The organism is Pseudomonas sp. HS6 (assembly GCF_023375815.1).
GTDB lineage: Bacteria > Pseudomonadota > Gammaproteobacteria > Pseudomonadales > Pseudomonadaceae > Aquipseudomonas.
Genome location: NZ_CP067412.1, coordinates 4,400,583 through 4,414,321 on the forward strand (window position 1 = coordinate 4,400,583; position 13,739 = coordinate 4,414,321).

The window sequence follows — 13,739 nt, forward strand, 5'->3', positions numbered from 1 at the left end:
CTAGGTAACGTGAATCCGACAGCCGGCCAATCCCGCCTGCAACTTATCGATCGCCTGCGGCTGGTCGAAAATCAGTTCGATCCGTGAATCCTTGCGCCACTCGCTGGGCTGCCAGTCCAGTTTGGCGTTATCCAGGGCATTGGCTGATTGCCAGCCATCCTGGCTGTGGATAACCAGCTTCGCCCGGCGCCATTGCAGGAATTCCAGCCACTGAGTGATGCGAATCACATCAAATGCCTGGCTTGGGTGCCAGCGCCAGCCGATGCTCCAGCCGCTCTCTTGCACCTGACTCAGGCAAATCGGCAAAGCCGGATCGTTCCAGACGGCCGGCATCTGCGCCAGCCCCTTGGGCACGATCAACTTATCCACACCCTCTTGCGCTTTTGCCGCCACACCCGGCAACTCGCTCAGGGGCAATGACGCCTGTTGCGTCCAGATCAGCCTGACGGACGGCAACTGACGGGCGATCTGCTCCCGCATGGGTTCATCGAGGTTTTCCGCTTTGTTCAACACCAGCAGGCCGGCATTCGGGATCGCCTCCCGTTGAGCCGGCGGTAGTGTCTTGCCCGCCGCCAGTGCCAGGGCGTCCAGCACCAGAACGCAGGGCTGAACGGCGAGAACGCCTTGCCATGGCACCTCGCTCAGTTGTTGCAGCAACTGCGCCGGATGCCCCAGACCGGAGGGTTCAATGAACAGGCGATCCGGCTGAGCCTTGCGCAGCAATCGTCCCAACCCGATCTGAAACGGCGCACCGTTCACGCAACACAAACACCCCCCGGCCACTTCGCCCAGTGCGATACCATCGGCGTCCCGGGTCAACAGCGCAGCGTCGAGGCCGATCTGGCCGAACTCGTTGATCAGTACCGCCCAGCGCTCACCGGCCGGTCGCTGCGCCATGAGCTGGCGGATCAGGCTGGTCTTGCCGGCGCCCAAGGGGCCTGCGATGACGTGGGTGGGAATGTTCTGCAACATGATCAAGGTTTTCTGGAGGTCGGGAATGCGGTGGATGGGATGGTCGTTGCTGTTGGCATTGGTGTCGGGCGAGGCGCTGGCCCAGGCTTGTGTGGTGCACAGCCAGGCGGAACGCCTCGACGTGAAGGTCTGCCAGCAGAACCGCAACATCCCGGAGAAACTGTTCAATGACGGCTTCTGCCAACCCACGCTGGCGGGGCAAAAAGTCGACGTGCAATACGTCGATCAGTGCCCAACCGGGGCTTTTGGCGTATGCAGCAATGCGCAAGTCGCCAATATGCCTTATCGCCAGGATATCCACTATTACGGCGTGGCCACCGATGCGGCCTATTTGAAGCCGTACTGCGAAAGCCAGAGCCAGGGCAACTGGCTCAAACCGTGAGGCGTCAGCCCAGCCAGTCGAGGGTCAGCATCAGACGCCGTTCACCCGAAGCCGGTTGCGGAGAACGATGGATCAGGCCGAAACCTTCGTTGCCGTGCCACTTCTCCCCTTTGAGCAGCGCCACTTCGCCGCTGACCAATTGCTGAATCTGCGACTTTTCCTGCGGTTCGGCGAGTGGTTTTCCCAGTTGCTGGCGATCCATTTCCCCTTCCTTCAGCCACTCGCTGCCAACGCCGGCGTAGGTGGTGATCAGCCGGACAGGCACATGATCGACGTGAAAACGCGGGCACATCGCCTTGTCCAGCACACGCAAGCGTAGGCCGATCCTCCGTGCACCGAGCAGGCAGGCGAAGGCGCTGACCAGCCATTTCAGGTCGGAGATAAAGCCTTCGTAGCCTTCCAGATCGCGGAATCCGCTGGCCAGGCCGGTCAGGTCTGGCTCGGTGTCTTCGTCGTGTAATTCGAGACTCAGCGCTTCGGCGTAGGGCTCATCCAGCGACAGCAATAACTTCGCAAAATCGGCGACATGCAGCGGAAGCTGCCGCTGCCAGACAGCTAGGTTGATTTCATCTTCCAGAATGCTCGCCAGCGCTTGCGGGGTCGGGCCGAGGACTTGCTGACGCGTTCTGCTTTGCAGCGGTTTGAGGGCAAGCATCACGCGGCCTCGTCATGCCAGGGGCCGAACGGATCGGCCAGCAATCGCCAGCCTTCGACACCGAGGGCCATCTCCGCATCGTTCAGCAGACAGTCGTCCAGGGCTGACATGAGTTGTGCGAAATCGATGTTCTGACCGATAAACACCAGCTCTTGGCGGCAGTCTCCTACGCTGGCGGTCCAGCTTTCCATGATCGCAGCGGTGCTTTCCTGATCCTGTGGCCACTGATTCTTCGGCACGAAACGCCACCAGCGCCCGGCGAAACCGTGGCGCATCAAGCCGCCGGCCTGCGACCAACTGCCGGCATCCGTGGGCTTGCTCGCAAGCCAGAAGAAACCTTTGGAGCGCAGCAACTTGCCGTTCAGCCAAGGCCGATCGATGAAGTCGAAAAAACGCTGAGGGTGAAAGGGTCGACGCGCGCGGTAAGCCGTGGACGCGATGCCGTATTCCTCGGTTTCCGGCACATGTTCACCGCGTAATTCCTGAAGCCAGCCCGGGGCCGTTGCAGCCCTGTCGAAGTCGAAGCGGTGGGTGTTGAGGATCTTCTCCAGCGGCACTTCGCCCATCACCATCGGGAGGATCTCGGCATTTGCGTTCAGCCGCTTGAGGATCGCCATCAGCTCATCCCGTTCGCTGCTGCTGATCAGATCGATCTTGCTGATCAACAGAACGTCGGCGAACTCGATCTGTTCGATCAACAGATCGGTGATCGAACGCTCATCTTCTTCTCCAAGAATTTCGCCACGGGAGGCCAGGCTTTCGGCAGCCTGGAAATCAGGCAGGAAATTCAGGCCGTCGACTACAGTGACCATGGTGTCGAGGCGAGCGATGTCCGCGAGGCTTTGGCCCTGCTCGTCGCGGAAGGTGAAGGTCTCGGCAATCGGCAGTGGCTCGGAAATGCCGGTGGATTCGATCAGCAGATAATCGAAGCGACCTTCCCGCGCCAGTTTGGCGACCTCCTCCAGAAGGTCTTCGCGTAACGTACAGCAGATACAGCCGTTGCTCATTTCTACGAGTTTTTCTTCTGCGCGGTTCAGGTCGACATCACGCTGAACTTCGCTGCCATCAATGTTGATTTCGCTCATATCATTGACGATCACCGCCACACGAAGATCGTCTCTGTTACGTAGTACGTAATTCAAAAGTGTACTTTTTCCGGCGCCAAGAAAGCCGGATAAAACGGTCACGGGAAGCGGGGAAGACATGGGGTAAACCTCATCAAACGGTAGCTAAACGCAGGAAACGCTCTCGGCGGCAGGCGTTCTTGGGCTTCGACGAGACCGTCAGAGAAGCAGACGCTTGAAAACAGGAGCCACGGAAAGCCCGATTGAATTTATGTTATAGTATAACAATATTAAAGATCCACTTTCTTCTTGCCGGAAATGACAAAGAGCTGGAAGCTGGAAACACTTCGCCGTCGAGCCATCTCATGAAAACTGCGCTGAAATGCTCACTCTTTGGTCTGGTTTTGCTGACGTTCGATACGTGGGCACAGATCCCTGGGCTCGCCACCTGTACGCGCAGCGCGAACCTGCTGGCGTGTGTCGATGCCAATGGCAATGCCTATAGCGTCAACACCGCCGGCAAGACGATTTACTTGCGGGGCTTCGAAAAAATTGGCCAGCGTTATTGGGCGCAAACCAACAGCATTTACGGGCAGCTGACGTTCTTCACAGGAATCGCTTCCGACGGCGAAGCCTGGGTTGGCTACAACCGCCGGGTGGGCTGGACGACGATCAACCGCTTCTCCAGCTCCGGCGGAAGCACCGGGAAGTTCATCTGCAGCCGACTTACAGGCTGCTAGACACGCGCTTGTTGCTGCTCCTGCTGCCAGGCGATATAGCTGTCGGCCGGTGGGTTTTTCTGGAAATAACGCTGCAACCCTTCAAACAATCCGTCAGCAACCGCTTGCTGATGGCGTGCCGTGACCAGCCGCTGACTGTCCCGCGCGTTGGAAATGAACCCGGTTTCCACCAGAATCGACGGCACATCGGGTGACTTCAGCACCGCAAATCCTGCTTGTTCCACACGCTTTTGATGCAGCGTGGTGATGCCCGCCAGACTCCCCAGCACCGTGCTGCCTAACTGCAAACTGGCGGCGATGGTGGCGTTCATCGACATGTCGAGGATGACCCCGGCGAGCATCGGATCCTTATCCTTCAGATTCAGCAGGCTGGTTGCACCGAGCAGATCCGCGCCATTTTCCCGCTGAGCCATGAAACGCGCGGTGGCCGACGTCGCGCCACCTTCAGACAGGCAATACACCGAGGCGCCCGAAGCGGTCAGACGTGGAGCGGCATCCGCGTGCACCGAAATGAACATATCAGCCTTGTGTTGACGGGCAATATCAACGCGCTTGCGCAGCGGCACGAAGAAATCGTCGTTGCGCACGAGCTTCACATCGAAGCCCTTTTCCCGCCTCAAGCGACGTGCGAGCAGCTGTGAAATCGAGAGCACAACGTCTTTCTCACGCTCGCCTTTTGCACCCACTGCGCCAGGATCTTTGCCGCCGTGACCAGGGTCGACCACGACAATAATGTCTCGTTTCGGATGATTGGTTTTCCCGGGTGTTTCACGTGGAACGCTAGGCGTTGCCACTTTTGAATCGTTCAAAAGATCCAGAACAAGTCGATGCCCCTGCCCATCCTGAGGCGCCAGCAGGAAGGTATTGAGCCGAACCGGGCCACTCAAATCCAGAACGATTCGGGTATCGCCCTTGCCAAAATGTCCTGAGCGGATGCTGCGAATAACCGTTTCGCTGAGCGCCAGTTGACTGAAATCTCCACTCAAGCTGGCACCACTCAAGTCAATGATCAGACGATCCGGCGCACTCAGCATGAACGTCTTGTAGCTCACCGGCCCACTCAAATCGAAGACCAATCGAAGCTTGTCATCTGAGCGCCAGAGGCGTGCATTTCGAATTTGTGTGGCGCTGACGCTGAAAGGAAAAGCCAAGGCGGCGCTGGCCAACATCAGGTTAAGCAAATGGCGTCTGTGCATATGAAAGCCCGTTCATGAAAAAGGCATCGTGATTTGAATTGTTATAATGTAACATCAAATTCAATCAACACGATGGTACTGAACATGAATGCGCTGACGCTGCCGGATATCGCCGCGCAAGTTGCCCGCCAAGCTTTGCCGCTTGATTGGGTGGGGATGCGTGGAATAGCTCTACCTGTCTTTATCGAGGGCCAACGCATGGCAGCAAAAGCCGACGCCGGTGTCAGCCTGGATGACGGCGAAGCCCGTGGCATTCACATGTCACGGTTGTATCTGGCGCTGGAAATACTGGAACAACAAAACCTCACTCCCGCACTTCTGCACCAGGTTTTGCAGCGTTTTCTCGATAGCCATGATGGCCTGGCCAACAGCGCCTATTTGAATATCCATACGGATTTGCTGCTCAGAAGGCCCGCACTGGTCAGCCCGTTGGCGGGATGGAAAACCTACCCGGTGACCATTGCGGCCACTCTGAAAAACACAGTGTTCCACGTGGAACTGAAAATCGAAGTGGCCTACTCATCGACTTGCCCCTGTTCTGCCGCTCTGGCGAGGCAGTTGATCCAACAGCAATTCGTCGATGATTTCGCCAACAAGCCGTTGCAGCATGCTGAGGTTCTGGCCTGGCTGGGTTCGACTCAAGGGATCGTCGCAACACCTCACAGCCAACGCAGCACCGCGCAACTGCATCTGCACCTGGATGAATTCGTCGATGGTTTGCCGCTGACCTCGACCATCAACGACGCCGAAGCCGCACTCGGCACCGCTGTGCAAACCGCCGTAAAACGCGCCGACGAACAAGCCTTCGCCCTTGCCAATGGTCAGAACCTGATGTTCTGCGAAGACGCCGCTCGCCGCCTGAATCTGGCGCTGCGTCGCTCACCCGGCATCCGCGAATTCCACCTGCGCGTGATCCATGCCGAAAGCCTTCACGCCCACGATGCGGTCGCAGAAAGTCACTGGCGCCGGGAGACCGCATGATTCGCTTCCAGTCCGTGAGCTGGGGATCACCCGGCCAGCCACTCACCCCACCGCTGAGCCTTCAGCTGGAACGCGGCAGCCTGACCGCCATCATCGGCGTAAACGGCAGCGGTAAAAGCAGCCTGCTGAAAGTCATCGCCGGACTGCAGAGACCCTTGGCCGGCGCCGTCGCATTGGGTGTCCCTCGCCAAAGCGGTTTGTCATTCCTCCCCCAGCAACAGCACCTGGACCGCCAATTCCCGATCAGTCTTCAGGAACTGGTAGCCGCTGGCTTCTGGGGGCGCCGACTATCAACCCAACTGCGCGCACAACGCCTCACCCAGGCACTTGAGGATTGGCACTTGAGTGGCCTCGAACAGCGCCCGTTAATGGCCCTCTCCGGCGGTGAACTGCAACGCGCCCTGCTCGCTCGCCTGAGTCTGGCCGACACGCCTTTGCTGCTGCTCGACGAACCCCATGCCGCCCTCGATGAGCTTGGCCAGGCATTGCTCTGGCAACACCTGCATACCTGGCATGAGCAAGGCCGGACACTGGTCATGGTGGGCCACGACCTCGCCGCCGTCCGCCAACACATTCCACAAACGCTGCTGATCAAACACAGCGGCTGCGTGTTCGGCCCCAGTGTCGAACTGATCCAGCAAACACCCAACGTGCAGGTGGCTTGATGCTCAGCGCCGCGCATTTCTGGCAACCGTTTCTTGAGTTCGTGTTCATGCGCCGGGCACTGCTCGGCGGCTTGCTGTTGGCATGCAGCACCGCGCCATTGGGCGTGTTTCTGATCCTGCGGCGCATGAGCCTGATCGGCGACGCCGTCGCCCACGGCATCCTTCCCGGTGCCGCGCTCGGCTTCTGGTTTGCCGGCCTGAGTCTTCCCGCACTGACCCTTGGTGGCCTCGGCGCGGGTCTGAGCATGGCTGGACTCGCCGCATGGATCACCCGCCGAACCGGCCTGCGCGAGGACGCCAGTCTCGCGGCGATTTACCCGATCTCTTTGGCTAGCGGCGTTTTGATTCTGGGCATCGCCGGTAAACGGCTCGATCTGCTGCACTTGTTGTTCGGCTCGGCACTGGCCGTCGACGGACCAACCCTTAACGGCATGTTGGGCGTTTCGCTGCTGAGTCTGATGGCTATGGCGCTGATCTACCGCCCGCTTCTGCTCGACACTCTCGATCCACTGTTTCTACGCACCGTCAGCCGACTCGGCCCGATTGCCCACGGCGTGTTCCTGACGCTGGTGGTGCTTAACCTGGTCATCGGTTTCCAGGCCATCGGCGCGCTGATGGTGGTCGGACTGATGATGCTGCCCGCCGCCGCTTCACGTTTCTGGAGCCGACGCCTGCCTATCCTGATCGCCATCGCCGCCGTTATTGGTTGCCTGTCGGTATGGCTCGGTCTGTTGTTGTCGTTCTACTACTCGCTGCCCAGCGGTCCAGCCATTGTGCTGGTCGCGGGCGTCGGTTACCTGTTGTCCGTCGTGCTCGGGCCGGTTCACGGCCTGTTGCGCCGCCCGCCCTTGCTCACATCCCAATGAGGTGTTTCCCGATGCGCGCTCTACTTGTGTTGTTCAGCCTGATGCTGTCGATGTCATTGTCGGCGGCGGAGAAACTGCCGGTGGTCACCAGTTTCAGCATCCTTGCCGACATGGTGCATCAGGTCGGTGGCGAGCATATCCAGATCACCAACATGGTCGGCCCCGACGCCGATGCCCACACCTACGAACCGACGCCGGACGATGCCAAGGCACTTCTGAAAGCAAAACTGATCGTGAAAAACGGGCTGGGCTTCGAGCCTTGGCTCGATCGACTGGTGACCAGCACCGACACCAAAGCCACCGTCATCAGTGCCAGCCACGGTGTGATCCCCCGCTCTCTGGATGAAGATGGCGAAACCGTTCCCGACCCGCACGCCTGGCACAACCTGGCCAACACCGAGCTGTATGTCGCCAACATCACCAAGGCGCTGATCACCGCCGACCCGGCGAACAAAGCCGACTACGAACGCAACAGCAAGGCCTACCTGAAACAGATCTACGCCCTGCTCGCCGAAGCCAAGGCCAAGCTCGGTTCGCTGCCGCCGGGCAACCGCAAGATCGTCACCAGCCACGACGCCTTCGGTTATCTCGGTCAGGCCTATGGTATCGACTTCATGGCACCGCAAGGTCTGTCCACCGAGCGCGAACCTTCCGCCGCCGAAGTCGCCGCACTGATCACCCAGATCCGTCAGGCCAAGGTCAAAGCGGTGTTCATGGAAAACATCAAGGACGCCCGCCTGCTCAAACAGATCGCCGAGGAAAGCGGTGCGCACATCGGCGGCACGCTGTACTCCGACGCCCTCGCCGCATCGGGTCCGGCCAGCACGTTCACCGGCCTGTTCGAATACAACCTCAACACCCTTTACGACGCCCTGAGCCAACCATGATCCGCAAAAATCCTTCCGGCGATCTGCCGCAAATTGCCGAGTCTGCCTACGTCGATAAAACCGCGATCATCTGCGGCAAAGTAGTGATCGGCGAAAACGTGTTCGTCGGCCCCTACGCGGTCATTCGCGCCGACGAAGTGGACGCCTCGGGCGAGATGGAACCGATCACCATCGGCGCCAATTCGAACATCCAGGATGGCGTGGTGATTCACTCCAAATCCGGCGCGGCGGTGACCATCGGCGAGTTCAGCTCCATCGCCCACCGCTCGATCGTGCATGGGCCATGCAAGGTCGGCGACCGGGTGTTCATCGGCTTCAACAGTGTGCTGTTCAATTGTGTGGTCGGCGACGGTTGCGTGGTGCGGCACAACTCGGTGGTCGACGGCCGGGATCTGCCGGACGCATTCTACGTGCCCTCCACCACCCGCATCGGCCCGAACACCGACCTCTCGCAATTCCCGCCGGTGAGCGTCAGCGCTTCGGAGTTTTCCGAAGACGTGGCGCGCACCAACGTCGATCTGGTGCGCGGCTACAAAGCCCTGCAGAACGAGTTCTGATCCCATGAACAGTGTGCTGATTCGCAATGCGCGTCTGATGAATGAAGGGCGTGAGTTTGACGCCGATCTGCTGGTCAGCCACGGTCGCATCGTCAAGATCGCTCGCAGCATCGAAGGTGAAAACGCCACGCTGGAAATCGACGCCAACGGCCAATGGCTGCTACCGGGAATGATCGACGACCAAGTGCATTTCCGTGAACCGGGCTCGCCAACCAAAGGCAGCATCTACACCGAATCCCGCGCAGCCGTGGCCGGTGGCATTACCAGTTTCATGGACATGCCCAACACCAACCCGGCCACCCTCACCCTCGAAGCGCTGGCTGACAAGAAGCGTCGGGCGGCGATCAACTCGGTGGCCAACTACGGCTTTCACTTCGGCGTCAGTCACGACAACCTGGACACCGTCGCGGCGCTCAATCCCAGTGAGGTGGCCGGGGTCAAAGTGTTCATGGGTGCGTCGACCGGCAACATGCTGGTCGATGACCCCAAGACGCTGGAGCGATTGTTCGCCGAGGTGCCGACGATCCTGCTGGCCCATTGCGAACACACGCCGAGCATCGAGGCTAACACCGCCAGATTGCGCGAGCAGTTCGGCGAACATATTCCGTCCAACATTCATGCGCTGATCCGCAATGCCGACGCCTGTTATCGCTCCTCTTCGCTGGCGGTGGAACTCGCCAAACGCCATGGCACTCGTCTGCACGTGCTGCACCTGACCACCGCCCGAGAGCTGGAGCTGTTCGAGGACAAACCTCTGGCACACAAACGCATCACGGCGGAGGTCTGCCTGCATCACCTGCTGTTCGATGATCGCGACTACTCGGACTTCGGCAACCAGATCAAATGCAACCCGGCGATCAAAATCCAGGCTGATCGCGATGCCCTGCGTCTGGCCTTGTTGAGCAATCGACTGGACGTGATCGGCAGCGATCACGCCCCGCATACCTGGGCAGAGAAACAGCTGTCGTATGCCCAGGCGCCGTCCGGCCTGCCACTGGTACAACATGCATTGCCGGCGTTGTTGGAACTGGTAGCGGATGGCGTGCTGCCGATCACCACGCTGGTGGCGAAGACCAGCCACCGAGTGGCAGACCTGTTTGCCATTCCGGATCGCGGTTATCTGAGGGAAGGCTATTGGGCGGATCTGGTATTGGTTCAGCCAGAACCAGAAGGTGTCGCGGTATCACGACAACCGATCCTGTCGCAGTGCGGGTGGACGCCGTTTGCCCGTCGCAGCTTTCGACATCGGGTGAGTACGACGCTGGTGTCGGGACAGGTTGCGTGGCACGACAATCGGCTGCATGACGGGTGTCAGGGATTGCCGTTGCGGTTCATGCGCTAGAAAAAACCGCCCCCACACTGTTGTGGGGGCGGTTCGATTTTCAGGCTCTTGGTTTGACGGTGCCGCAGTCCTGACCCAACCACACGGCGCGGGTTTCCAGACTGCCCTTCTGGTTGATGCCGATGGCATTGAACGTGCCGTTGGCGATGGTGGTGAACTCACGATCGCTGACGAACGTCGCCACACCGGTGCCCGAGGCTCGCGGGCAACTGAAGCGGAATTTCCACTGGTTGCCGTTGCGCTCGGTGATCTGCTGTTTGCAGCCCGACTGCGGGTCTGCCAGCGGAATATCGTTGGTCGCCACTTGTTGCGGGGTCAGGCAGGCCCGAATGCCTTTGCCACCGATGTTGATCCCCTGCTTCTCCAGCGCCGCCCGTTGTTGCGGGGTCATCTGCCCCTGCAACTGACCGAGGATCGATTGTACGTCCATGGCCTGATCATCGACTTTCACATTGCTCGACGTCATTTCCCACAACCCCGGCTGCAGCATTTGCGCCTGAGCCACCAACGGCAAGGCCAACCCCAGACCCAGCGCCAAACCCAGCAGACGAACGTTCATTGAAAAACTCCTGATCAGTAGTGGCCGTTAGACGCCGGCCGCTTGTTTCGGTTCATGGCCTGCTTTCATGGCTAAAAAGAAAATAGCGACAACCGCAAAGGAACATGGTCTGTTAAGCATTGAATCTTCAGGAGCAAGGTTGCCCCATGGATTATTTTGGACCGCACATCTTCGGTTATCTGATCGCGCTGATACATAGCCTGGGCACGATTGCCGCCATCCATGCGGTGTTGACCGTCCGTACCGCACAAGGCTCGATCGCCTGGGCGCTGTCGCTGATCTTCATTCCCTATCTCACCCTCATTCCCTACCTGGTGTTCGGTCGCAGCACCTTCGACGGTTATATCAAGGCCCGGCGCCAGGCCAACGAACAGATGCGTCAGGCCGTTTCCGAACTGAACTGGCGACCCTGGGTAGAAGAAGCCCTGACCGCTCGGGCCTCGAACGCCTACGACTCATTACGGGCGATGCCGAAGCTGGGACGCATGCCGTGCCTGGCCAACAATGAAGTGAAATTGCTGATCAACGGCACCGCCACCTTCGAAGCGATTTTCCACGCAATCGACCAGGCACGGGAAGCCGTGCTGATTCAGTTTTTCATCATTCACGATGATCGCCTGGGCCAGCGCCTGCACGAACTGCTGCTGAAGAAAGCCGCGGAAGGCGTCGCGATTCACCTGCTGTACGACCGCATCGGCAGCCATGCCTTGCCCCACAGTTACGTGCAAACCCTGCGCGATGGCGGTGTCGAGGTTAAGGCGTTCGCCACGCGCAGCGGCTGGCTCAATCGCTTCCAGGTGAATTTCCGCAATCACCGCAAGATCGTCGTGGTCGACGGAATGATCGGCTTCGTCGGCGGGCACAACGTCGGCGACGAATACATGGGCGAAAAACCACCCCTGGCGCCTTGGCGCGACACCCATGTTCAGGTGCGTGGCCCGGTGGTCGCGTGCATGCAGGAGTCATTTGCCGAGGACTGGTTCTGGGCCGCGCGTACGCTGCCGCCGCTGATCCTGCCGGACGTTTACCCGGACGACGGCGTGCTCTGCCAATTGCTGGCCAGCGGCCCAGCGGATGCCTACGAAACCTGTTCGCTATTCTTCGTCGAAGCCATCCATGCCGCGACTGAACGCGTGTGGATCACCAGCCCCTACTTCATCCCCGACGAAGCAGTGTTCGCCGCATTGCGCCTCGCCGTTCTGCGCGGTGTCGATGTGCGATTGCTGCTGCCGTCGCGCCCCGATCACCGCATCGTTTATGCCGCCTCGAGCCTTTACGCGTTCGAAGCGGTACGCGCCGGGGTGCGCGTATTCCGCTACAAACCGGGTTTCCTGCATCAAAAAGTGGTGTTGGTCGACAGCGAAATCAGCGCCATCGGCAGCGCCAACCTGGACAACCGTTCGTTTCGGTTGAATTTCGAAGTGATGCTGCTGACGGTCGACAGCGAATTCGCCGGCCACGTGGAACAGATGCTCAGCGAAGACTTCGCCCAGGCCTACGAAATCGCCAAGGAAGAAGGTCGGGAGATCCACCGCCTGCAACAACTTGGTATGCGGATCGCCCGGCTGATTTCGCCGATTCTCTGACTCAAGGGTTATAAATGTCGTCGCGGGTCCACGGCAGTTCATGGCTACCATCGGCGTGGGCCTTCACCGCGAGAATCTGGTGCAAATTGATCCAGCCCCGGGCAAACGCATAGGCGCAACCGGCCAGGTAAAGTCGCCAGATGCGCAGGGCCTGATCCGGCACCAGTTTGCCGGCAGCTTCGAGGTTGTCCTCCAGCCGTTCGCTCCAGTGATCCAGCGTGCGTGCATAGTGCAGACGCAGGCTTTCGACATCGACGATCTCCAGACCCGCCTCGCTGATCTCGGCCGAGATCATTGCCAGGTGCGGCAGCTCGCCGTTGGGGAATACGTACTTCTCGATAAAGTCGCCGGCACCGCGTCCCACTGGACGGCCATCGGTGTGCTTGGCGGTGATCCCGTGGTTCATCACCAGACCGCCCTCTTTCACCGCGCCGAACAGGGTTTTGCAGTACTCGGCCAGGTTGGCGTGACCGACGTGCTCGAACATGCCGACACTCACCACTTTGTCGAAACGTCCGTCTTGCGGCAGATCGCGGTAGTCGAGCAGTTGCAGTTCGATCTGGTCTTCCAGGCCTTCGGCTTTGACGCGTTCCCGAGCCAGCGCCAGTTGTTCCTTGCTCAGGGTGATACCAAAGACTTTGGCACCGAACTCACGGGCGGCGTAACGCGCCAAACCGCCCCAACCGCAACCGACATCCAGCAAATAGTCGCCCGGTTGCAGGCGCAGCTTGCGACACAGATGCCGGAACTTGGCCTGCTGGGCCTGCTCCAGGGTTTCGCTGCCGGTTTCGAAATAGGCGCAGGAGTACGCCATGTCGCTGTCCAGCCATAGCTGGTAGAACGCATTGGACAGGTCGTAGTGATAGGAAATGGCTTTGGCGTCGGTTTCCTTGTCGTGCACGGTGCGTACCGGCTGACTGTCCGCGTCACCCAGCAACGCTGTGCTCAACTCATCGCAGACCCGGATGACCTCGCTGATCGAGCCTTCCAGTTCGAGCCTGCCCTCGACGAACGCCGCCCCCAGCGCGTCCAGACTTGGATGGGTAAACTGGGACACCATCGACGGGTCCTTGACCACGATGGTAACGCTGGGCGTCGGGCCCAGATTGAATTCATGGCCGTCCCAGAGTCGCAGGCGAAGCGGTAGCTGCAGATTCTGTAAGGCCGGTGGAAGTTGCGCGAGCATGGAATATCCCCCTGGTTTCAGACGTCTGATCTGAGGGTAGACCATCCTTGAAAATTAGCAGGCTATCGATTCGATAGTCGCCACCTATCAGCCAACGTGGC

At 59.6% G+C, this 13,739-nt stretch carries 15 protein-coding genes; 9 read left to right on the top strand and 6 right to left on the bottom strand.

What is annotated here, in order from left to right; all coding sequences use genetic code 11:
• The gene (locus tag JJN09_RS19890) at nucleotides 1-972 is read right to left on the bottom strand and encodes a GTP-binding protein (protein WP_249483197.1); all 972 of its coding nucleotides are present in this window, start codon (nucleotides 970-972) and stop codon (nucleotides 1-3) included.
• A gap of 25 nt (nucleotides 973-997) precedes the next feature.
• Here JJN09_RS19890 and JJN09_RS19895 point away from each other — a divergent pair, with 25 nt between their 5' ends.
• Nucleotides 998-1,354: an NADH:ubiquinone oxidoreductase gene (locus JJN09_RS19895; protein ID WP_249483199.1), complete on the top strand. Its 357-nt coding sequence runs from the start codon at nucleotides 998-1,000 to the stop codon at nucleotides 1,352-1,354.
• 4 nt (nucleotides 1,355-1,358) lie between these two features.
• Here JJN09_RS19895 and JJN09_RS19900 read toward each other — a convergent pair whose 3' ends face one another.
• Together JJN09_RS19900 and zigA are read right to left on the bottom strand one after the other, a co-directional pair.
• Nucleotides 1,359-2,009 carry a DUF1826 domain-containing protein gene (locus JJN09_RS19900; RefSeq protein ID WP_249483200.1) on the bottom strand — a complete coding sequence of 217 codons (651 nt, stop codon included), beginning with the start codon at nucleotides 2,007-2,009 and terminating at the stop codon, nucleotides 1,359-1,361.
• On the bottom strand, nucleotides 2,009-3,214 hold the full coding sequence (gene zigA, locus JJN09_RS19905; protein ID WP_249483202.1) for a zinc metallochaperone GTPase ZigA: 1,206 nt from the start codon (nucleotides 3,212-3,214) through the stop codon (nucleotides 2,009-2,011). The genes JJN09_RS19900 and zigA overlap by 1 nt, the downstream gene beginning before the upstream one ends.
• Nucleotides 3,215-3,438: 224 nt before the next feature.
• Between zigA and JJN09_RS19910 the strand changes: the two genes are divergently transcribed.
• Nucleotides 3,439-3,813, top strand: a complete 375-nt coding sequence (locus JJN09_RS19910; protein ID WP_249483204.1) for a glutamine synthetase — start codon at nucleotides 3,439-3,441, stop codon at nucleotides 3,811-3,813.
• Here JJN09_RS19910 and JJN09_RS19915 read toward each other — a convergent pair.
• Nucleotides 3,810-5,009, bottom strand: coding sequence for an N-acetylmuramoyl-L-alanine amidase (locus tag JJN09_RS19915; RefSeq protein WP_249483206.1), 1,200 nt, complete (start codon nucleotides 5,007-5,009; stop codon nucleotides 3,810-3,812). The genes JJN09_RS19910 and JJN09_RS19915 overlap by 4 nt on opposite strands.
• An 84-nt stretch (nucleotides 5,010-5,093) precedes the next feature.
• Between JJN09_RS19915 and folE2 the strand changes: the two genes are divergently transcribed.
• From folE2 to JJN09_RS19945, 6 genes are read left to right on the top strand one after another with little or no spacing between them, the layout of a single operon-like run.
• The gene (folE2, locus tag JJN09_RS19920; protein ID WP_249483208.1) at nucleotides 5,094-5,990 is read left to right on the top strand and encodes a GTP cyclohydrolase FolE2; all 897 of its coding nucleotides are present in this window, start codon (nucleotides 5,094-5,096) and stop codon (nucleotides 5,988-5,990) included.
• Complete coding sequence (locus JJN09_RS19925) at nucleotides 5,987-6,655, top strand: metal ABC transporter ATP-binding protein (protein WP_249483210.1); 669 nt, start codon at nucleotides 5,987-5,989, stop codon at nucleotides 6,653-6,655. The genes folE2 and JJN09_RS19925 overlap by 4 nt, the downstream gene beginning before the upstream one ends.
• The gene (locus JJN09_RS19930; protein ID WP_249483211.1) at nucleotides 6,655-7,521 is read left to right on the top strand and encodes a metal ABC transporter permease; all 867 of its coding nucleotides are present in this window, start codon (nucleotides 6,655-6,657) and stop codon (nucleotides 7,519-7,521) included. Before JJN09_RS19925 ends, JJN09_RS19930 begins: the two co-directional genes overlap by 1 nt.
• 11 nt (nucleotides 7,522-7,532) lie before the next feature.
• Nucleotides 7,533-8,408, top strand: a complete 876-nt coding sequence (locus tag JJN09_RS19935; protein WP_249483213.1) for a metal ABC transporter substrate-binding protein — start codon at nucleotides 7,533-7,535, stop codon at nucleotides 8,406-8,408.
• On the top strand, nucleotides 8,405-8,965 hold the full coding sequence (locus JJN09_RS19940) for a DapH/DapD/GlmU-related protein (RefSeq protein ID WP_249483214.1): 561 nt from the start codon (nucleotides 8,405-8,407) through the stop codon (nucleotides 8,963-8,965). Before JJN09_RS19935 ends, JJN09_RS19940 begins: the two co-directional genes overlap by 4 nt.
• 4 nt (nucleotides 8,966-8,969) lie before the next feature.
• Nucleotides 8,970-10,307 carry a dihydroorotase gene (locus JJN09_RS19945; protein WP_249483216.1) on the top strand — a complete coding sequence of 446 codons (1,338 nt, stop codon included), beginning with the start codon at nucleotides 8,970-8,972 and terminating at the stop codon, nucleotides 10,305-10,307.
• A gap of 40 nt (nucleotides 10,308-10,347) precedes the next feature.
• Here JJN09_RS19945 and JJN09_RS19950 read toward each other — a convergent pair whose 3' ends face one another.
• Entirely contained in the window at nucleotides 10,348-10,866 is a 519-nt protein-coding gene (locus tag JJN09_RS19950) for a DUF3617 domain-containing protein (RefSeq protein ID WP_249483218.1), read from the bottom strand.
• Between the two features lie 146 nt (nucleotides 10,867-11,012).
• On the opposite strand from JJN09_RS19950, the gene cls reads away from it, so the two are divergent.
• The gene (gene cls, locus JJN09_RS19955) at nucleotides 11,013-12,452 is read left to right on the top strand and encodes a cardiolipin synthase (RefSeq protein WP_249483220.1); all 1,440 of its coding nucleotides are present in this window, start codon (nucleotides 11,013-11,015) and stop codon (nucleotides 12,450-12,452) included.
• Nucleotide 12,453: 1 nt separating this feature from the next.
• On the opposite strand, the gene cfaB is transcribed toward cls, so the two are convergent.
• The gene (gene cfaB, locus JJN09_RS19960; RefSeq protein ID WP_249483222.1) at nucleotides 12,454-13,638 is read right to left on the bottom strand and encodes a C17 cyclopropane fatty acid synthase CfaB; all 1,185 of its coding nucleotides are present in this window, start codon (nucleotides 13,636-13,638) and stop codon (nucleotides 12,454-12,456) included.
• Nucleotides 13,639-13,739: the final 101 nt, after the last annotated feature.

Bases quoted from the DNA above. Each gene is read 5' to 3' on its own strand.
- JJN09_RS19940 (WP_249483214.1), top strand. From the start codon at position 8,405: ATGATCCGCAAAAATCCTTCCGGCGATCTGCCGCAAATTGCCGAGTCT.
- cls (WP_249483220.1), top strand. From the start codon at position 11,013: ATGGATTATTTTGGACCGCACATCTTCGGTTATCTGATCGCGCTGATA.
- JJN09_RS19945 (WP_249483216.1), top strand. From the start codon at position 8,970: ATGAACAGTGTGCTGATTCGCAATGCGCGTCTGATGAATGAAGGGCGT.
- JJN09_RS19910 (WP_249483204.1), top strand. From the start codon at position 3,439: ATGAAAACTGCGCTGAAATGCTCACTCTTTGGTCTGGTTTTGCTGACG.
- JJN09_RS19950 (WP_249483218.1), bottom strand. From the start codon at position 10,866: ATGAACGTTCGTCTGCTGGGTTTGGCGCTGGGTCTGGGGTTGGCCTTG.
- JJN09_RS19890 (WP_249483197.1), bottom strand. From the start codon at position 972: ATGTTGCAGAACATTCCCACCCACGTCATCGCAGGCCCCTTGGGCGCC.
- JJN09_RS19930 (WP_249483211.1), top strand. From the start codon at position 6,655: ATGCTCAGCGCCGCGCATTTCTGGCAACCGTTTCTTGAGTTCGTGTTC.
- zigA (WP_249483202.1), bottom strand. From the start codon at position 3,214: ATGTCTTCCCCGCTTCCCGTGACCGTTTTATCCGGCTTTCTTGGCGCC.
- JJN09_RS19935 (WP_249483213.1), top strand. From the start codon at position 7,533: ATGCGCGCTCTACTTGTGTTGTTCAGCCTGATGCTGTCGATGTCATTG.
- JJN09_RS19900 (WP_249483200.1), bottom strand. From the start codon at position 2,009: ATGCTTGCCCTCAAACCGCTGCAAAGCAGAACGCGTCAGCAAGTCCTC.
- JJN09_RS19925 (WP_249483210.1), top strand. From the start codon at position 5,987: ATGATTCGCTTCCAGTCCGTGAGCTGGGGATCACCCGGCCAGCCACTC.
- cfaB (WP_249483222.1), bottom strand. From the start codon at position 13,638: ATGCTCGCGCAACTTCCACCGGCCTTACAGAATCTGCAGCTACCGCTT.
- JJN09_RS19895 (WP_249483199.1), top strand. From the start codon at position 998: ATGCGGTGGATGGGATGGTCGTTGCTGTTGGCATTGGTGTCGGGCGAG.
- folE2 (WP_249483208.1), top strand. From the start codon at position 5,094: ATGAATGCGCTGACGCTGCCGGATATCGCCGCGCAAGTTGCCCGCCAA.
- JJN09_RS19915 (WP_249483206.1), bottom strand. From the start codon at position 5,009: ATGCACAGACGCCATTTGCTTAACCTGATGTTGGCCAGCGCCGCCTTG.